The 19432-nt window shown below is 67.2% G+C and carries 15 protein-coding genes; 12 read left to right on the plus strand and 3 right to left on the minus strand.

From position 1 onward, the window contains the following. The first annotated feature begins 42 nt into the window (after nucleotides 1–42). Both DOM66_RS09915 and DOM66_RS09920 read left to right on the plus strand, forming a co-directional pair. Nucleotides 43–1329: an acyltransferase family protein gene (locus DOM66_RS09915; protein ID WP_110690021.1), complete on the plus strand. Its 1287-nt coding sequence runs from the start codon at nucleotides 43–45 to the stop codon at nucleotides 1327–1329. Nucleotides 1330–1403: 74 nt separating this feature from the next. Then, nucleotides 1404–2459: an oxidoreductase gene (locus DOM66_RS09920; protein ID WP_110690022.1), complete on the plus strand. Its 1056-nt coding sequence runs from the start codon at nucleotides 1404–1406 to the stop codon at nucleotides 2457–2459. 194 nt (nucleotides 2460–2653) lie between these two features. Here DOM66_RS09920 and DOM66_RS09925 read toward each other — a convergent pair whose 3' ends face one another. Beyond that, the gene (locus DOM66_RS09925) at nucleotides 2654–4243 is read right to left on the minus strand and encodes a UxaA family hydrolase (protein WP_110678268.1); all 1590 of its coding nucleotides are present in this window, start codon (nucleotides 4241–4243) and stop codon (nucleotides 2654–2656) included. Nucleotides 4244–4567: 324 nt separating this feature from the next. Between DOM66_RS09925 and DOM66_RS09930 the strand changes: the two genes are divergently transcribed. Continuing rightward, complete coding sequence (locus tag DOM66_RS09930) at nucleotides 4568–5587, plus strand: LysR family transcriptional regulator (RefSeq protein WP_110690023.1); 1020 nt, start codon at nucleotides 4568–4570, stop codon at nucleotides 5585–5587. Nucleotides 5588–5731: 144 nt separating this feature from the next. Here the strand turns inward: DOM66_RS09930 and nudE are convergent, their stop codons facing one another. Next, nucleotides 5732–6325 (minus strand): ADP compounds hydrolase NudE, encoded by a 594-nt coding sequence (gene nudE / locus DOM66_RS09935; protein WP_110678272.1) that lies wholly within the window; start codon nucleotides 6323–6325, stop codon nucleotides 5732–5734. Between the two features lie 154 nt (nucleotides 6326–6479). Here nudE and DOM66_RS09940 point away from each other — a divergent pair, with 154 nt between their 5' ends. From DOM66_RS09940 to rsd, 7 genes are all read left to right on the plus strand, one after another. After that, entirely contained in the window at nucleotides 6480–6872 is a 393-nt protein-coding gene (locus DOM66_RS09940) for an RNA-binding S4 domain-containing protein (RefSeq protein ID WP_110690024.1), read from the plus strand. 173 nt (nucleotides 6873–7045) lie between these two features. After that, a complete protein-coding gene (gene hslO / locus DOM66_RS09945; RefSeq protein WP_110690025.1) occupies nucleotides 7046–7918 on the plus strand; it encodes an Hsp33 family molecular chaperone HslO in 873 nt (290 codons plus the stop codon). 264 nt (nucleotides 7919–8182) lie between these two features. Further along, the gene (locus DOM66_RS09950) at nucleotides 8183–9778 is read left to right on the plus strand and encodes a phosphoenolpyruvate carboxykinase (protein WP_110690026.1); all 1596 of its coding nucleotides are present in this window, start codon (nucleotides 8183–8185) and stop codon (nucleotides 9776–9778) included. A gap of 214 nt (nucleotides 9779–9992) precedes the next feature. Next, nucleotides 9993–12347 carry a Tex family protein gene (locus DOM66_RS09955; protein ID WP_188115167.1) on the plus strand — a complete coding sequence of 785 codons (2355 nt, stop codon included), beginning with the start codon at nucleotides 9993–9995 and terminating at the stop codon, nucleotides 12345–12347. Nucleotides 12348–12558: 211 nt separating this feature from the next. Beyond that, the gene (gshA, locus tag DOM66_RS09960; RefSeq protein WP_110678280.1) at nucleotides 12559–14187 is read left to right on the plus strand and encodes a glutamate--cysteine ligase; all 1629 of its coding nucleotides are present in this window, start codon (nucleotides 12559–12561) and stop codon (nucleotides 14185–14187) included. A 70-nt stretch (nucleotides 14188–14257) separates the two neighbouring features. After that, nucleotides 14258–14803, plus strand: a complete 546-nt coding sequence (locus DOM66_RS09965) for a disulfide bond formation protein B (RefSeq protein WP_110678282.1) — start codon at nucleotides 14258–14260, stop codon at nucleotides 14801–14803. A gap of 90 nt (nucleotides 14804–14893) precedes the next feature. Continuing rightward, the gene (gene rsd / locus DOM66_RS09970; RefSeq protein WP_110678284.1) at nucleotides 14894–15406 is read left to right on the plus strand and encodes a sigma D regulator; all 513 of its coding nucleotides are present in this window, start codon (nucleotides 14894–14896) and stop codon (nucleotides 15404–15406) included. A 226-nt stretch (nucleotides 15407–15632) separates the two neighbouring features. On the opposite strand, the gene DOM66_RS09975 is transcribed toward rsd, so the two are convergent. After that, entirely contained in the window at nucleotides 15633–16292 is a 660-nt protein-coding gene (locus DOM66_RS09975) for a histidinol-phosphatase (RefSeq protein ID WP_110690027.1), read from the minus strand. 238 nt (nucleotides 16293–16530) lie between these two features. Here DOM66_RS09975 and DOM66_RS09980 point away from each other — a divergent pair, with 238 nt between their 5' ends. Both DOM66_RS09980 and ptsP read left to right on the plus strand, forming a co-directional pair. Continuing rightward, nucleotides 16531–17025: an RNA pyrophosphohydrolase gene (locus DOM66_RS09980; RefSeq protein WP_110678415.1), complete on the plus strand. Its 495-nt coding sequence runs from the start codon at nucleotides 16531–16533 to the stop codon at nucleotides 17023–17025. Between the two features lie 143 nt (nucleotides 17026–17168). Continuing rightward, a complete protein-coding gene (ptsP, locus tag DOM66_RS09985; protein ID WP_110678287.1) occupies nucleotides 17169–19430 on the plus strand; it encodes a phosphoenolpyruvate--protein phosphotransferase in 2262 nt (753 codons plus the stop codon). Nucleotides 19431–19432 lie beyond the last annotated feature (2 nt).

Genomic DNA, 19432 nt, shown 5'->3' on the forward strand with positions numbered 1-19432 from the left:
CATTCATCGGCCTGCTACCCGGTCACTGGGGAGGAGGAATTCATGCATGCACTCAAGAAGCGCCGTTACCACGGTCTCGAATGGTTGCGCTTTCTCATGGCGTTGTGGATGGTCGCTTACCATTTCGGCGGCATCTACAGCGACATGCCCGACCTGCTGCGCAGTGTCATCGGCATGGGCTTTTTCGCTACCAGTACCTTTTTCATGCTATCGGGTTTTCTGCTCGCCCATGTCGCGCTGGATGACACTGGGGGCATGAAGATGGGCGGGCCGGCCTTCGTCGCGCGGCGGCTGTGCAACCTCTATCCGATTCATGTCATCACGCTGCTGCTGGCACTGGGGCTGCTGCTGTTCCAGTACCCGATCCGGCCCGAGGGCGTGCACGTCTACTTCAATTCGCACCCCTATCTGCCGCTCAGCGACGAGGCCCGGGCGGCCTTCGCCGGGCGCATCTCCTGGTCCAGCGCGCTCGGCCACATCGCGCTTCAACTGACCCTGCTGCAGGCCTGGGAGCCGCGCTTTCTGTGGCTCAACGGGGCCTCGTGGTCGATCTCCGCGCTGCTCTTCTTCTACGCCTGCTTTCCACTGCTGGCCCCGCGCCTGATGCGCCTGCAGCGCTGGGGGCTGGCGCTATTGGTAGTCTGGGGGCTGTATGCCGCCGGCCCGCTGGTAGCGACCCTGAGTGGTGCCTTCGACTATGTCACTGTCGGCATGCTGCACCGCAACCCGCTGTTCCGGCTGCCGGAGTTCCTGACCGGCATCCTGCTCTATCGTGCCCTGCAGACGGCCGGACTGGCCGAGCTGCTGCGCCGCTTGCGCTATCCATTGCTGGCGCTGGGGCTGTGTGGGGTGCCGGTGGGGGTGTGGCTGCTCAAGCTCGATGGCCTGCATCTCTACTATCTGACCCATAACGGCCTGCTGTTGCCGTTTCAGGCACTGGTGCTGCTCAGCGCCACGGCCTTCGCCTCGCCCGCCAGCGCGGCGAACCGTGCCCGGCTACAGCACCTGGGCGAGGCGGCGCTGTGCATCTTCGCCCTGCACACGCCGCTGATCGGTCCCTTTGCCCGTGCCACGCGCTGGCTGCTGCTGCGTTGGCACGAGGGCTGGGTCGCGGCGAGTGGCAACGCGGCGCTGAAGTTCGCCATCCCGCTGTGGACGATGGCCATTCATCTGACACTGATCGTGGTGCTGGCACTGATCATGCAGCGCTATGTGGTCAAGCCGCTGCGCGGGTGGCTGGAGCGGCGGCTGCCGGCGGCGTGGCAGCCACAGCCGCGCCCCGGCGCTGGCGATCAGCCGACCGCACTGCGCCAAGTTGCGCTATCCTAGCCGTTTTCGGGTCGATTGGCGTCTGCCTTCCGGGGCGCTTCTGGTCCCGCGAATCCATCGTCAAGGAACGCCGCATGAAGGGAAGCATACGTGTAGGTCTGGTCGGCTACGGGATGGCCAGCAAGCGGTTCCATGCGCCGCTGATCGCCGCCCAGGAGGGGCTGTCGCTGGTCGCCATCGCCAGTCGCGACAGCGCGAAAGTCCGGGTCGACTGGCCCGACGTGCCGGTCGAGTCGTCACCCGAGGCGCTGTTTGCGCGTGACGACATCGACCTGGTGGTGATTCCCACCCCCAATGCCACGCACTACCCGCTGGTCAGTCAGGCGCTCGCCGCCGGCAAGCACGTGGTGGTCGACAAGCCGTTTACGGTCAGCGTGGACGAGGCGGAGAAGCTCTGCCTGCAGGCGATCGAGGCCAAGCGACTGCTCTCGGTGTTTCATAACCGCCGCTGGGACGGTGACTTCCTGACCGTGCGCAACCTGATCGATAGCCAGGCGCTGGGCCGGGTGGTGCACTTCGAGTCGCATTTCGACCGCTACCGTCCGGAGATCCCCACGCGCTGGCGCGAGTCGCCGGGGCCAGGGGCCGGGTTGTGGTTCGATCTCGGTTCGCATCTGCTGGATCAGGCGCTGGTGCTGTTCGGCCGGCCGCAGTCGATCTGGCTGGATCTCGCCGAGCAGCGCGATGGGGCCCAGGTCGATGACTATTTCCACGCCGTGCTGCGTTACGACCAGCGCCGCGTGGTGCTGCACGCCGGGGCGCTGGTGGCGGCGGCGGGGGCACGCTTCACCGTGCACGGCAGCCGCGCCAGCTATATCAAGCATGGCCTCGATCCGCAGGAGGACATGCTTAAGCGCGGCGACCGCCTGCCGACGCCCCACTGGGGCGAGGATTGGCGCCACGGCATGCTCACCATCGGCCAGGTGCGCGAGGGCGGGCAGCCGGAGCTGCATGAGGTGCCGACGCTGCCGGGCGACTATCTCGCCTATTACACCGGGGTGCGCGACGCCATTCTCGGCCGCGCGCCGCTGCCGGTGACGGCGGAAGCGGCGCTCGAGGTGATGCGGCTGCTCGAGGCCGGAGTGGAGAGCGCCCGCAGCGGTCAGGCGGTCGCCATCGGCGGCGCCTGAGTCACGCGTAGGCAGTGATCTAAGCTTAGAGCGCCTTTCACAACCGCTAGACGACATGGGCTTATCCGGCGGCAGGGCGTCGCGAGGGCGCTGTGAACCCTTCCCTGGGCGCTACCTTTGCCATCCCTGGCAAAGGACCCTCGCTTTGCCCTGCCTCTGGCGCCCATCGTCAGATGGTTTGTAAAAATGGGCTCTTAGGTAATGACGCCGATCTGCCACGGCACGAACTCCTGCTGCCCATAGCCGTGGCGTTCGCTCTGGCTGGGGTCGCCGGAGGCGAGGGTGAGCAGCCGCTGGAAGATCTGCTCGCCCAGGGTGTCGAGATCGGTCTCGCCATCCACCAGGGTGCCGCAGTTGATGTCCATGTCGTCACGCTGGCGCTGCCACAGGGCGCTGTTGGTGGCCAGCTTCAATGAGGGGACCGGGGCGCAGCCGAAGGCGCTGCCGCGGCCGGTGGTGAAGGCGATCAGGTTGCAGCCGGAGGCGACCTGGCCGGTCACCGAGACCGGATCGAAGCCGGGGGAGTCCATGAAGGCCAGTCCCCGTTCGCGCATCGGTTCGGCGTACTCCAGCACCTCGACCAGCGGTACCGTGCCGGCCTTGGCCACCGCCCCCAGCGACTTCTCGAGAATCGTGGTCAGTCCGCCCGCCTTGTTGCCGGCGGAGGGGTTGTTGTCCAGCGAGGCGCCGCGTACCCGGCAGTAGGCTTCCCACCAGTGAATGCGCGCGATCAGCTTGTCGGCCACCGCCGGGCTGACCGCGCGGCGTGTGAGCAGGTGCTCGGCGCCGTAGATCTCGGGGGTCTCCGCGAGCACCGCGCTGCCGCCGTGGGCGACCAGGCGATCCACCGCCGCGCCCAGGGCCGGATTGGCAGTGATGCCGGAGTAGCCGTCGGAGCCGCCGCACTGTAGCGCCACGCGCAGGTGCTCGGCGCCGCAGGGCACGCGCTCGACTTGGTTGGCCTCGGCGAGCAGCCCCTCGATATGGCGGATGCCCTCGGCAATGGCGCGGGTGGTGCCACCGATCTGCTGGATGGTGTAGGGGTAGAGGCGTGGGCCCGGCTGCAACCCCTGGGACTCGATCAGCGCCTCGATCTGGTTGGTCTCGCAGCCGAGCCCGATCACCAGCACGGCGGCGAAATTGACGTGGCGGGCGTAGCCGGCGAGGGTCCGCTGCAGCATGGCCAGCGCTTCACCGTCGGCGGCCACCGCGCAGCCGACCCCGTGGGTCAGCGCGACGACGCCGTCGACGTTGGGGTAGGGCGCCATCGCCTCGGGGTGGACATCGCGGCGGAAGTGGTCGGCGATCGCGTGGGCCACGGTGGCCGAGCAGTTGACCGAGGTCAGAATGCCGATGTAGTTGCGCGTAGCCACCCGCCCGTCGGGGCGCGGGATACCCATGAAGGTCGCCGGTTCGGCAACCGGCACTACCGGCACCACTTCGCTGCCGATGGCGTAGTCCTTCGCCGGGGTGTCTCCGGCGTTCGGGTCCTGAGCCCCGCCCTCCAGGTTGCCGATACTCAGATTGTGCACGTGAACGTGGTCGCCGGCGGCGATATCGGCGCTGGCGATGCCGATGATCTGGCCGTAGCGGCGTAGGCTCTCGCCGGCGGCGATAGGCCGCAGGGCGATCTTGTGCGCGGCGGGCACGGCAGTGCTCAGCACCACGCCCGGGCTCACCTCGGTGCCGGCCGGCAGGGGCTGGCGGGCGATGACGACATCGTCACGTTCGTGCAGGCGGATGACCGACGCCGGCGCGTCGGTGGCTTGCGCAATCAGGGCCACGGTCTTCTCCTCGTTATCGTGCCACTTTCGTCTATTCGACCTATGGCAAAAAAGCCTGTCTGATCAGGGAATTGCAATGTCACGGCCTCAGGCGAACCCTATCGCCGGCCGGCATTGAGCGCTACTGAGAGTTGCTGATCGTGGGATAATCGGTACGCATTGGGCCAAAGTCTTAGGCTTTGGTACGAGAACTGCCTGTGCTCGCCGACTTTGCGTAGACACCCTGGCGTGCTGCGCGGGGGCGGATGCCTATCAGGCATGGCGGCGCGGTCCTTTAGCCGGCGAGCGCGCGGCCGGCGCGGATCCACAACGCAAGGGGAACCCATGACGCCCACCCTGGACGAGCTGATGTCGCGCCTGCGCCTGCGCCAGCTGCGGCTACTGATGGCACTGGACGAGTGCGGATCGATACACAAGGCGGCGGAGCGGGTGGCGATCTCCCAGCCGGGCGCCACCCGCGCGCTCAGCGAGATCGAGGCGACGCTCGGCACCACGCTCTTCGTGCGCAGCGCGCGCGGACTGGAGGCGACCGACATGGGCCGCTGCCTGGTGCGTTATGCCCGGTTGATCCAGACCGACGTCGCCCATCTGCGCGAGGAGATGATCGGCATTCAGCAGGGCTATGGCGGGCATCTGGCGGTGGGCGGCACCATGGGCGCGATCGCTACCCTGGTCGATGCGATTGCGCGGGTGCGCGCCGAGCAGCCGTCGCTGTCACTGGAGATCGTCGAGGACACCAGCGAGGGGCTTTTGCGTCTGCTCGATCAGGGGCGGCTGGACGTGGCGCTGTGCCGCTCCCACTTCGGCCGCCAGCCGGCGGACTACCATCGTCAGGGGAGCTTTCCCGAGCCGCTGTGGGTGGTGGCCAACCCGCGTCATGCGCTGGCCAGCGAGGTGCAGCCCGACTTTGCCCATCTGGCCGCGCAGCCCTGGATCGTCTATCCGGTGAGCATGCCACGCCTGCTCGAGCAGGAGTTCGTGGCGGCGGGGCTGGCGCAGCCGGTCAAGTCGCTCGAGATCTCCTCGACCTACGCCATCCTGGCGATGCTCGAACGCGACGACGGCGTGCTGGCGCTGCTGCCGGAGCGGATCGCCCGCGACCCGGTGGCGCGGGGCGCGATCTCACGCATCGACTATCAGGTGCTGACCCAGAACCCGCCCTTCGAACTGCTGTGGCGGCGCGATCGGGCGCTGTCGCCGGCTGCCAGTCGCTTTATCGCCTGCTATCGGGCCTGCGCGGAAGAGGGCGCAAGGGAGAGCGCGGAAGAGGGCGCAAGGGAGAGCGCGGAAGAGGGCGCAAGGGAGAGCTCGGCAAGGGGCGCCATGAAGGGCGCGGTGGAGTGAGTGGTCGCGTGTTCGGTGGCCTGAACGGCATGGCCGCGGCCTCGCAGAGCAAGCCACCCGGCCATTGACGGGTGGCTTTCTGCGTCCAGGGGCGGTGTCACACGGAAGGCGCGAGGAGGGCGGTCACCCCGGTCTCTGGCTGACTTACCACCAGCTCTCGCTATCGCGCTCGCTGCGCAGCTTGTCACGGGCGATGAATAGCGCGGCGATGGCCCGTGCTTCATGAAAATCCTCGCGCGCCAGCAGGCTCGAGATATCCTCGATGGGAAACGCCTCCACCGCCAGGGGTTCCGGCTCGTCGCCGGCCAGGCGCTTGGGGTAGAGGTCACTGGCCAGCATCACCTGCATGCGGTGATCCATGTAGTTGGGCGCCAGCGACAGTTCGATCAGCGGCTCGATGCGCCTGGCACCCATGCCGCACTCCTCCATCAGCTCGCGATTGGCGGCGGTCACGATGTCCTCGCCCGGGTCGACCAGCCCCTTGGGCAAGGTGAGCGCATAGTCGTCGAAACCGGCGGCATACTCGTGGATCAGCAGGACGTGATCCGGGTCCGGCATGGCGATGATCATGACCGCGCCACGCCCCTTGCCCTTGAGCCGTTCGAAGGTGCGCTCGGCGCCGTTGGAGAAGCGTAGATCGAGCGATTCGATCGCGAACAGCTGGCTGCTGGCCACCTCTCGGCGCGCCAGTATGCTGGGCTTGGCGGGGGGAGTCGGCGGAAAGTCGGTGGGCGCCATGCGGCCTCCAGGTCAAAGGGCAGGTACTCAGCGTACAATAATCAGGGCGGCACGCCTTGGAAACCCGTTCTCGGCGCGTGCCGATAGCGCCAGGTACCAGGGTTGAAGCGGTGCCTGCCTGACCCCACCTAGAGTCGATCGAGGAGAGAGACCAATGACGTCAACGGTTCGAATCGACAAGTGGCTGTGGGCGGCGCGCTTCTTCAAGACGCGTCAGCTGGCGAAGAAGGCGATCGAGGGCGGCAAGATTCGCTACGACGGCCAGCGGGTCAAGACCAGCAAGCAGGTCGAACTCGGCGCGCGGCTCGAGGTCCCGCAGGGCTGGGACACCCTCGAGGTGACGGTGGAGGCGCTGTCGGATCAGCGTCGCGGTGCCCCCGAAGCGCGACTGCTCTACCGCGAGACCGAGGCCAGCGTGGCTCGTCGCGAGCGCGAGGCCCAGCAGCGCAAGCTGGCCAACCAGGCCATGCAGCCCCCCATCAAGCGCCCCGACAAGCGCGAGCGGCGCAATATCCAGCGCTTCCAGCGCCAGCGTACCGAGGAGTGAGACAGGTCAGCGGACGGTTTCCTGTGGCCGCCGCTTCCTGATGCCTTGGCCTTTCTTCCCCGGTTGTCGGCCTGCGTGGGTGCGCCTGTGATGGCCGCCACGCGATGCCGGCAGCCTGTTCCGATTTCCGTTCTGGCGGGACCCGTCGCGGTCCCCGGCAAGAGATTTCAGCGATGAGTGATCAGATTCAGCGGTTTTTATTCGACGACACCAATGTGCGTGGCGAGATCGTCCAGCTGCAGGCGGCCTACGGCGAGGTGTTGGCCCGTCATGACTACCCGGCGGCGATTTCGCGCCAGATGGGCGAGCTGCTCAGCGCGGTGGCGCTGCTGACCGAGACGGTCAAGCTCGATGGCACTGTCAGTCTCGAGGTGCGCGGGCGCCAGGGCGTCGAGGTGCTGATGGCGGAGTCCAACCCGGGTGGCGAGCTGCGCGGTATCGCTCGCTTCGATGAAGCGCGGGACTTCGACCCCGCCGCCAGCCTGCGCGAGCTGGTCGGCGAGGGGCAGATCGTGATCACCCTCGACCCCAAGGAGGGGCAGCGCTATCAGGGGATCGTCGCGCTCGAGCACGCCGATCTGGCGGGCTGTCTCGAGGCTTACTTCAGCCAGTCCGAGCAGCTTGCCACGCGGCTGTGGCTGAGCGCCGACGGCTCGCGCAGCGCGGGTCTGCTGCTGCAGCAACTGCCCGATGATCATTCGAACAAGGACCCGGATGCCTGGGATCGGGTGGTACACCTGGCTTCGACCATCACCGCCGACGAGCTGCTGGGTCTCGGGCGCCAGGAAGTGCTCTACCGGCTGTTCCACGAGGAGACCACCCGGGTCTTCACGCCCAAGGCGCTGGCGTTCGGCTGCACCTGCTCGCGCGAGCGGGTGGCCAATGCCCTGCACACGCTGGGTGCCGATGAGCTGCGCGAGATCCTCGAGCAGGAGCGCGCGGTCGAGACCCAGTGCCATTTTTGTCATACCCGTTACCACTTCAGCGCCGCCGACGTCGAGGCGATCATCGAGTCACCCCAGGCGCCACCGCCCACCGTGCACTGATCCGCGACTCAAAGCCTGCGATCAAAGGCGAATTGACGTGCGCCCGGGGCGATTTGCGCCCCGGGCGCTTTTTGCCATAATGGCGCTCCTTTTTGCGCCCGCCGAGCGTTGAAGTCGCCGATCTCCGTGACCAGCGTCGTTAACGTAGCGTGGTGAAGCGTGACTCCAGGTCCGGCATGCCGGGGCAGAGTCACGATCCACTGCTGTCGCGGGCTTCTTGCCGTGAAACGTGACGACGAAGGCCTCAGAGCCCAGGACTGGATAATGACCACCTCTCAAGCCCCCCGCCAGGCAGCCCAGGACGCAACCTCCCCCCAGGCACATGTCGACCTCTCCGTGGCCGCGCTGGTCGAATCTGCCCTGGTGCGCGGCGAGGGGGTGCTGGCCGCCAACGGCGCCCTGGTCGTGGAGACCGGCGCGCGCACGGGGCGTTCGACCCTTGATCGCTTCATCGTCGACGAGCCCTCGACCTCGTCGATGATCGAGTGGGGGGCGGTCAACCGTCCGATCGGGGGTGAGGTGTTCGACGCCCTGTGGGGGCGGGTCGACGCGTATCTGGCCGCGCGCGAGCGTTTCGTCTCGTCGCTGCATGTCGGCGCCGATCCGCAGCACTACCTGCCGGTACGCGTGGTGACCGAACTGGCGTGGCAATCTCTCTACTGCCGCAACCTGTTCGTGCGCCCCGAGAGCGACGTGGCCGAGACCCACGCGGCGGACAAGCCGGAGTGGACGCTGATGAGTGCCCCCGGCTTCGTCTGCGAACCGGGCCGTGACGGCACCCGCTCCGAAGCCACGGTGATGATCAACTTTGCCCAGCGCAAGGTGCTGGTGGCGGGCATGCGCTATGCTGGCGAGATGAAGAAGGCGATGTTCTCGGTCCAGAACTTCCTGCTGCCGGCACAGGACGTGCTGCCGATGCACTGCAGCGCCAACGTCGGTGAAGATGGCGAGACCACGCTGTTCTTCGGACTCTCCGGCACCGGCAAGACGACCCTCTCCGCCGACCCCGAGCGCTATCTGATCGGTGACGACGAGCACGGCTGGGGCGAGGGCACGGTGTTCAACTTCGAAGGTGGCTGCTACGCCAAGACCATCGATCTGTCGCGTCAGAACGAGCCGATCATCTGGGATGCGATCCGTTTCGGCAGTGTGCTCGAGAACGTCAAGCTGGATGCGGCGCGGGTCCCCGATTACGCCGATGTCAGCCTGACCCAGAACGGGCGTGCCGCCTATCCGCTGGAGTTCGTTGACAAGCGGGTGCTGGCCAACCGCGCCGGCGAGCCCAGCGCCATCGTCTTCCTGACCTGCGACATGAGCGGCGTGCTGCCGCCGGTGTCGCTGCTCTCCAAGGAAGCCGCTGCCTACCACTTCCTCTCCGGCTACACGGCCAAGGTCGGTTCCACCGAGATGGGCTCCACCAGCCAGCTCGAAGCGACCTTCTCCACCTGCTTCGGCGCGCCGTTCTTCCCGCGCCCGGCGCATGAGTACGCCGAACTGCTGATCAAGCGCATCGAGGCCTTCGGCTCGCACGTCTATCTGGTCAACACCGGTTGGAGCGGCGGTGCCTACGGTCAGGGCGGCAGTCGCTTCAGCATTCCCACCACCCGGGCGGTGATCGGGGCGATCCAGAGCGGTGCACTGCGCGATGTCGAGACGCGCCACATCGAGGGTCTCAACCTCGAGGTACCGGTGGCGGTGGCCGGCGTCGACGCCAAGCTGCTCGATCCCCGCGAGGCGTGGTCCGATACGGCGGCCTACCAGGCCCAGATGAATGCGCTGATCGACAAGTTCACCCGCAACTTCGACAAGTTCGATGGCGTCGATCCGATGATCGTGGCGGCCGGGCCGCAAGCCCTGTGAGACTTCGCCGGCCGCGCCCGCGGTCGGCTGTCGACGTATAGAAGGGGATGGCCATGGCCATCCCCTTCGCATTGCTGGCCATTCCCTGGCGCGGGTGGCCATCTCCGGGGCGCCGGAGGCTGGCGCGCATCGGTCCGTGCACGGCGGCGCGCAGTAGGAGCCGCCGGCGGCTGTGTGCTACCTTGGCGCGATCTTTTCAGCCGTGATGTGATTCATGTCCAAGATGCAAACTGCAATCGTCTCCGCCATCGCCGAAGAACTCGGTGTCCGACCGCAGCAGGTCGCCGCCGCCGTCGAACTGCTCGACGGCGGCGCCACGGTGCCGTTCGTGGCGCGCTATCGCAAGGAGGCCACCGGCGGACTCGACGATGGCCAGCTGCGCACCCTGGAGGAGCGGCTGCGTTATCTGCGCGAGATGGAAGATCGCCGTAGCGCCATCGTTCAGGCGATCGAGGAGCAGGGGCAGATGACCCCCGAGCTGCACGGCGAGCTGATGGCGGCGACCACCAAGCAGCGTCTGGAAGATCTCTATCTGCCGTATCGCAAGAAGCGCCGTACCAAGGCGCAGATCGCCCGCGAGGCAGGGCTCGAACCGCTGGCGGAGCGTCTGCTGGCCGAGCCCTGCCTGACTCCGGAAGCCGAGGCGGCAGCCTATGTCGATAGCGCCACCGGCGAGACGCGCGGCATCGAGGATGCCAAGGCGGCGCTCGACGGCGCCAAGCAGATCCTGATGGAGCGCTTCAGCGAGGAGGCCGAGCTGGTCGGCCGCCTGCGCGAGCGGCTGTGGGAGGAGGGGCAGCTGCGTGCGCGGGTGGTCAAGGGCAAGGAGCAGGAGGGGGCCAAGTTCTCCGACTACTTCGAGCACGATGAAGGGCTGGCCAAGACGCCGTCGCACCGCGCGCTGGCCATGTTCCGCGGGCGCAACGAGGGCGTGCTGGCGCTGTCGCTGGTGATGCCGGGGGAGGACGAGGCGCCGATCCATCCGGCAGAGGTGGCGATCGCTCGTCAGGTGGGTATCGATCTAGGGGCCGAACTGCCGGCCTCGCGCTGGCTGCGGGAGGTGGTGCGCTGGACCTGGCGGGTCAAGCTCTACACCCATCTCGAGACCGAGCTGATGGGGCGTCTGCGTGAGGGCGCCGAGCAGGAGGCGATCGAGGTGTTCGCCGGCAATCTCAAGGATCTGCTGCTGGCCTCACCGGCTGGCCCCAAGGCGACGCTGGCCCTCGATCCGGGCTTGCGCACCGGCTGCAAGGTGGCGGTGGTGGATGCCACCGGGCGGTTTCTCGAGCACGCGGTGGTCTATCCGCATGCGCCGCAGAAACAGTGGGATGCGGCGCTGGCGACCCTCGCCCAGCTGGTCGAACGTCACGACGTGGCGCTGGTGGCGATCGGTAACGGCACCGCCAGCCGCGAGACCGACAAGCTGGCGGCCGAGCTGGTCAAGCGCGTGGCGCCGCGGCCGCTGGCCAAGGTCATGGTCAGCGAGGCCGGGGCCTCGGTCTACTCCGCGTCGGAGTTGGCGTCCAAGGAGTTTCCGGCGCTGGACGTCTCGATCCGCGGCGCGGTGTCGATCGCGCGCCGGCTGCAGGACCCGCTGGCGGAGCTGGTCAAGATCGACCCCAAGTCGATCGGGGTCGGCCAGTACCAGCACGATGTCTCTCAACTGCGGCTATCGCGCAGCCTGGAGGCGGTGGTCGAGGATTGCGTCAACGCCGTCGGCGTGGATCTCAACATGGCCTCCAGCGCGCTGCTGTCTCGGGTCTCCGGCCTGAGCCCGATGCTCGCCGAGAACATCGTCGCGCGGCGTGACCGCGAGGGCCCGTTCCGCAGCCGGCGCGAGCTGCTCGAGGTCGAGCGCCTGGGGCCCAAGACCTTCGAGCAGTGCGCCGGCTTCCTGCGCATCATGGGCGGCGACAATCCGCTGGATGCCAGCGCGGTGCACCCGGAGGCGTACCCGCTGGTGGCGCGCATTGCCGAACGCAACGGGCGCCAGCTCGCCGGGCTGGTCGGCGACAGCCAGTATCTCAAATCGCTCAAGCCCGCTGACTATGTCGACGACCACTTCGGCGTGCCGACGGTGATCGACATCCTCAAGGAGCTCGACAAGCCGGGGCGTGACCCGCGTCCCGAGTTCAAGGCGGCCAGCTTCCGTGAGGGGGTGGAGAAGCTCTCCGACCTCGAGCCGGGCATGCTGCTGGAGGGCGTGGTCACCAATGTCACCCACTTCGGCGCCTTCGTCGATGTCGGCGTACACCAGGATGGCCTGGTGCATATATCGGCGCTGGCCGAGAAGTTCGTCGAGGATCCGCGCCAGGTGGTCAAGGCCGGCGATATCGTCAAGGTCAAGGTGATGGAAGTGGACCTGCCGCGTCAGCGGATCGGGCTGTCGATGCGCCTCGGCGACGAGCCCGGCGCCAAGCGCGAACGACAGCCTGGCGGCGGGCGCGGCGAGCAGCGCCAGCGCGGCAATCCGCAGCGCAGCGGCCGGGGTAGCGGTCAGGGGCAGGGTCAGAACCCGAGTATGGGCGCGCTGGGCGAGGCGCTGCTGAAAGCGCAGAAGCGTCGCTGACGAAGTCGTTGGCATAGGATTAGGCGAGCTTCGGGCGCTGCGCAACGCAGCCATGCGCGCGCGCAGACCGTTATGCAGTGTTTCGTTAGCCTTGAAAGCGCTATCGCCGACTCCATAATGGGGTTTTGCTCGCGACGTATCGCTGCCGGCGGCCTTTGATGGCCGCCGGCAGCGGTGCACGGACAACGGGAGAGGCGTCTCTCCCCATCGGATGAAGGTGTTGCGCGTGTCTGATCAACTCGCCACGAACGTCGACCGGCTGATGACGCCGGCACGCAAAGGATTGCTTGGTCGTCTGCGGCGAGGCATCGAGAAAGAGGGGCTGCGGGTCGATGGCGAAGGCCGTATCGTGCCCACGCCGCACCCCTACGCGCTGGGCTCCAAGCTGACCCATCCGCATATCACCACCGACTATTCGGAAGCGCTGCTCGAGTACATCACCCCGGTCTACTGCCGGCCGGCGGATGCGCTGGCGTTTCTCGGCGACCTGCTGCGCTTCAGCTATCGCCACCTGGGCGAGGAGTGGGTCTGGCCGGCGAGCATGCCGTCGCGCCTGGCGGGCAACGAGAGCATTCCGATCGCCGACTACGGCACCTCCAACGTCGGCACCATGAAGCACGTCTATCGCAAGGGGCTGGATCTGCGCTACGGCCGCATCATGCAGTCGATCGCCGGGATCCACTACAACGTCTCGCTGCCGGAGGACATCTGGCCGCTGCTGCAGTCACTGGAGGGGCGCGAGGCGGAGTCGCCCAAGGGGTATCGCTCGGCGCGCTACTTCGACCTGATCCGCAACTTCCGCCGCAACAGCTGGCTGCTGCTCTATCTGTTCGGCGCCTCGCCGGCGCTGGACCGCAGTTTCCTCGGCGCCGCCGGACTGGATGGGCGCTGCGACAAGCTGAAGCCCTGGCAGGGGGACGGCGAGACGCTCTACGCACCCTATGCCACCAGCCTGCGCATGTCCGATCTGGGTTACCAGAACAAGGTGCAGTCGCAGCTCAAGATCTGCTTCAACTCGCTCTCCAACTATGTCGGTACGCTGCGCCACGCGATCTCAACCGAGTGGCCGGACTACCAGCGAATGGGGGTCGAGGAGGGCGGTGAGTGGCACCAGCTGAGCGCCAGCATCCTGCAGATCGAGAACGAGTACTACAGCGATATTCGCCCCAAGCGGGTGGCGCGTCACGACGAGACGCCGACCCAGGCGCTGGAAGCGCGCGGGGTGGAGTACATCGAGGTGCGCTGTCTCGATCTCAACCCCTTCCTGCCGCTGGGCATCGACGAGCCGCAGATGCGCTTCATCGATACCTTCCTGCTCTGGTGTCTGCTCTCCGAGAGCCCGTGGATCCCCGATGAGGAGTGCGACCGGCTCGACGACAATCGTCGCCTGGTGGTCGAACGCGGCCGCGACCCGGCGCTGCGACTGCAGGTAGGTGAGCGCCAGGTAGCGCTGGCCGAGCGGGGTCACGAGATCATCGCCGGGATGCGTCAGGTCGCAACGCTGCTCGATGCCATCGAAGGGTCGGACCTGCACCTGGCCGCGGTCGATTCGCTGGCGACCCGGCTCGACGACCCCGAGTCGACCCCCTCGGCGCGTATGCTGCGCGAACTGCAGGCACACGGCGGTGAGTGGGCCGACTTCATGACCGATCTGGCACGGCGTCAGGCCGAAGCGTGGCGCACGACGCCGATGGACGCAGCAAGGGCATCGCTGTTCGACGAGCTGGTAGAGACCTCCCATCAGCAGCAGCACGACATCGAAGCCGAGGACCAGGTCTCGTTCGCCCAGTTCATCGCCGATTATTTCGCCCGCGCACGGGAACCGCGCCCGGCGGCGTGAGTCCATAAGGCCTGGCGCGCGCGTCGGGTGGCGTCGAGCGCGAGCAGGATGGATAAAGGACATCGAGACTATGCAGATCAAGCAGTGGGCGGCGCAGGCGAGCGTGCGCCAGTGGTGTGGACTGGGCCTGGCGATGTGCTGCCTGATGATGGCGGTGGCGCTCTACCTGCAGTATGGCGTGGGCCTGGAGCCCTGCCCGCTGTGCATCTTTCAGCGCGTGGCGGTGATCATTGCCGGCTGTGTCTTTTTGGTGGGGCTCCTGCACAATCCGCGGCGCCGCGGCGGGCTCGTCTACGGCGTGCTGGCGCTGCTCGCGGCGGCTGGCGGCATCATCGTCGCCGGACGCCACGTATGGCTGCAGACGCTACCTCCGGATAGTGTGCCGAGCTGTGGACCTGGCTTAGACTACATGCTCGGCGCGCTGCCGCTGTGGGACGTGATGTCCCGCGTGCTCTCCGGTTCCGGCGAGTGTGCCGTGGTGGAAGGGTCGCTGTGGGGCGTGACCCTGCCGCAGTGGACCTTGCTGGGCTTTGCGATCATGGCGCTGGTACCGCTGGCACTGATCGTCACCCGGCTTCGGGGCAGCGCGGCGGCGCAACCGGCGGCCGCGGCCTGAGCGTAGATTGCCACGGCCAGACGCGCCGATCATGCCAGGCGCTGATAGGGCCAACGGATATTCGTGAGACACCGCACCAGGAGAGAACACATGCTGGAGCACTGCAAGACGGCACAGGAGCGCTGGGGTGGGGTCCATTCGCTGATCGATCGCTGGCTGGAGCAGCGCTACGACATGCTGGTGACCCTGGTCGACCTGCGTGAGGTGTGCGAGAGCGACCTCGACGCGGTCACCAAGGCGCGCATCGATGCCTTCAGCGAGGCGCTGATGGACTACATCAGCGCCGGCCACTTCGAGATCTACCCGCAGCTGCGCGAGGAGGCACGAGCCTTCGACGACCGCGAGGCGCTGGCGCTGGCCGATGACCTGCTGGAACGGGTCGAGAGTTCGACCCAACTGGTTCTCGATTTCGACAACGATTACGCCACCCCCGCGCGCTGCCAGCACCATACCGCACGCCTGCCGGCGTGGCTGGAGCGTCTGGGGTCGGGGCTGGTGGAGCGTTTCGGCCTCGAGGATCAGCTGATCAGCCGGGTCCACGCGGTGCACGCGCCGGCCGCCGACAAGACAGGCCCACGCCAGGCGCACCCCGTCTCCTCCTGAGTCGCGCCACCGCCCTCGCAGCCTGCCACACGCCCGCGGCGTGTGGCGCCCCCGCTCGCGGGTCTCTGCCGGTGACGGGTTTTCACGGCCGTTTCTCTCCTCCGGCTCTCACCCCTCCGGCCCTCCCCCCCGGCGCACCGGCATCTCCTGCCGGCCCATGCTCTCCGATCCCATACCGCTGACCAAAGCACGGACCGTGGTGCCGATGTGCGCCGGTTCGACGGTCTCAGCCGCGCAGCGTGATCACCCGCCAGCCATGCTCTTCGGCGAGGCGACGCAGGGCGTCGTCGGGGTCGACCGCGACCGGATTGGGGACCTTCTCGAGCAGAAAGCGATCATTGATCGAGTCGCTGTAGAACCAGGCATCATCCAGGGTCAGCGCGGGTTGGCTCTCCAGCCACTGTTCGAGCCGGGTCACCTTGCCCTCACGATAGCTGGGGACGCCGGCCACGCGGCCGGTGTAACGCTTGCCGTCGCGTTCGGGTTCGATCGCGATCAGGTCGTCGACGCCCAGGCGCTGGGCGATGGGGCCGGTGATGAAGCGGTTGGTGGCGGTGATGATCAGCAGATGGTCGCCGCGTTGCCGGTGCCAGGCGAGCAGCTCCTCGGCCTGCGGCAGTACATGGGGTTCGATCTTGCAGGCCATGAACTGCTGGTGCCAGGCGTTGAGCTGCTCCTCGCTGTGCCGGGTCAGCGGTTCGAGCGCCATCGCCAGGTAGGCCATGATATCGAGCTGGCCCGCTTGATAGTCCCGCAGGTACTGATCATTGGCCTGGCGGTAGGCGTCGCCGTCGACCGCGCCCTGTTCGATGAGGAACTCTCCCCAGGCGTGGTCGCTGTCGCAGCTGATCAAGGTGTTGTCGAGATCGAAAATGGCCAGACTCAAGGTTGGCTCCCGGTAAGTCGCGATGGTATGGCGATGGAATGGCGGTCGGGTCGCGATGGCGACGCCGGGCAGTATCGCAAACTCCTCCGCGCTTGCCCATGCCGGGGCCGGGCGCCGGGGCACCGCTGGCGGTCGGTACCAGGACGGTGGCCAGGGCTTTTGCCCGGTAAGCTTATTGATGCGCTTTCTCGCTTTGTGGAAGAATGGTTTCAACGACAATTGAGTTAAGGTGAACTCCGTGATAGACGCCGATGGCTTTCGGCCGAACGTTGGCATCATCATTGCCAACTGTGACGGCCAACTGCTCTGGGCGCGTCGGGCGGGTCAGGAAGCGTGGCAATTTCCGCAAGGCGGTATCAAGGCCCATGAGTCACCGCAACAGGCACTCTTCCGTGAGCTGGAGGAGGAGATTGGGTTGAAGTCCCATGATGTCGATGTGGTGGCCTGTACGCGAGGATGGCTACGTTACCGACTTCCACGGCGCATGGTGCGAACGCACTCGAAACCGCTGTGCATCGGCCAGAAGCAGAAGTGGTTTCTGCTGAAGATCCGCTGCCATGACAGCCGAGTCTGCGTCGACAGCACGCCCAAACCGGAATTCGACGGCTGGCGCTGGGTCAGTTACTGGTATCCTCTGGGGCAGGTTGTCTCGTTCAAGCGCGAGGTCTACCGCCGTGCCCTGCGCGAACTGGCCCCGGACTTTCATCGTCTGGCGCTGGAGGAGGTGACCTGAAAGGTGAGGTGACCCAAACGGAGGTGACCTGAAAGGGTAACCCGCACCGGCGGGTCAGCCCGCGCGAACACCATGGCGGCCCGGCGCTAGCGGGCCGTCCCGATGCCACCACGAGGATCGCCTCGCAGACAAGAAAAAGGCCCATGCTCGATACCCTTCGCCGCATCGTTCAGGAAGTCAACGGCGCCCGCAGCCTGGATGCCGCGCTCGCCACCATGGTGCGGCGCATCCGCAAGGCGATGCGTACTGACGTCTGCTCGGTCTATCTGTTCGATCGTGAGCGCGAGCGGCTGGTGCTGATGGATACCATCGGCCTGCGCACCCAGGCGGTGGGCGTGGTGGCGTTGGGCTTGGGCGAGGGCCTGGTGGGGCTGGTGGGGCAGCGCGAAGAGCCGCTCAATCTCGAGGATGCCCCGGCGCACCCGCACTTTCGCTACTTCGCCGAGACCGGCGAGGAGCGCTTCTCCAGTTTCCTCGGGGTGCCGATCATCCACCAGCGCCGCATGCTCGGCGTGCTGGTGGTGCAGCAGCAGGAGAAACGTCGCTTCGACGAGGGTGACGAGGCCTTCCTGGTGACCATGGCGGCGCAGCTCGCCGGCGTGCTGGCGCATGCCCTGGTGTCCGGCGCGCTCAATCGCCGCGCCGAGCCCGACGGCCAGGCGATGTTCTCCGGGGCACCGGGCTCGCCCGGCATGGCGATCGGCGAGATCGTGGTGATCGCCCCGCCGGCCGATCTCGACAGCGTCCCCGACCTGATTCCCACCGACCCCGAGGCCGAAGTCGCCCATCTGCAGGCGGCGATCGCCCATGTACGCGAGGAGATTCGCGAAGCCGGGGCGCGTCTGGCCAGCCGCATTTCGGCCCAGGAGCTGGCGCTGTTCGATGTCTATCAGCAGATGCTGGGCGACGCGGCGCTGGGTAACGAGGTCGAGAAGCGCATCCGCGAGGGGCAGTGGGCCCCGGGGGCGCTGGCCGACGTGGTCCGGCGCCATACCCAGTATCTGGAGCGGGTCGATGACGGCTACCTGCGCGAGCGCGCCGCCGATATCCGCGATCTGGGCCGGCGGGTGCTCGCGCATCTGCAGGAGGGCAGCGAGCGGACCGCTTCCACCTACCCCGAGAACACCATACTGGTCGGCGACGAGATCAGCGCCGCGACCCTGGGCGAGGTGCCCAAGGATCGCCTGGCGGCGCTGGTCTCGGTGCGCGGTTCGAGCAACTCCCACGTGGCGATCCTGGCACGGGCGATGGGCATCCCCACGGTACTGGGGATGGTCGATCTGCCGCTGCCGCGGATCAACGGCGCCAAGGCGATTCTCGACGGCCACCGCGGACGGCTCTTCGTGCGCCCGGATCCGCAGCTGGCGCAGCGCTACGCGCGGCTGATCAAGGAGGAGCGGGCGCTCGCCGAAGTGCTCGAGCACGAGCAGCACCTGCCCAGTCAGACTCCGGACGGCCACGCCATGCCGCTGATGGTCAATACCGGGCTCGCGGTGGATGCGGTGGCACAGCTCAAGTCGCGGGTCAGCGGGGTGGGGCTCTACCGCACCGAAGTGCCGTTCATGATGAACGAGCGCTTCCCCAGCGAGCAGGAGCAGACCCGTCTCTATCACGAGCAGTTGTCGAGCTTCGCGCCGCTGCCGGTGGTGATGCGCACCCTCGATATCGGCGGCGACAAGGATCTGCCCTATTTCCCGATCAACGAGGCCAACCCCTTCCTCGGCTGGCGCGGTATCCGGGTGACGCTGGATCACCCGGAAGTGCTGATGGTGCAGCTACGCGCCATGCTGATGGCCTCGCGCGGGCTCGACAATCTGCGCATCCTGCTGCCGATGATCACCAGCGTCGATGAGGTGGACACGGCACTGCGCCTGCTGTCGCGGGCGCGTCAGGAGCTGGCCGAGGATGGGATCGAGGTGGCCTCGCCCAAGGTCGGGGCAATGATCGAGGTGCCGGCAACGCTCTATCAGCTCCCGGCTCTGGCCGAGCGGGTCGACTTCTTCTCCATCGGCAGCAACGATCTGACCCAGTATCTGCTGGCGGTGGACCGCAACAATGCGCGTGTCGCCAGTCTCTACGACGCCTGCCATCCGGCGGTGCTCAATGCGCTGTCGCGGCTCGCCACGGAGAGTCAGGCCCTCGAGGTGCCGGCTTCGGTGTGCGGCGAGCTGGCGGGGGACCCCGCCGGGGCGCTGCTGCTGATGGGCATGGGCTTCGACGCGCTATCGATGAATGCGCCGAGCCTGCCGCGGGTGCGGGCGGCCATCCGTCGGGTCAGTCTCGACGATGCCAAGGCGCTGGTGCAGGAGACGCTGGGCCTGCCGACCACCGCGGCGGTGCGTGCGCATTTGCGTCAGCGGCTGTCGGACTGGCAGATCGCGCACCTGCTACCGCCCCAGGACTGAGC

This window comes from Salinicola endophyticus (assembly GCF_003206575.1).
Classification (GTDB): Bacteria; Pseudomonadota; Gammaproteobacteria; order Pseudomonadales; family Halomonadaceae; genus Salinicola; species Salinicola endophyticus.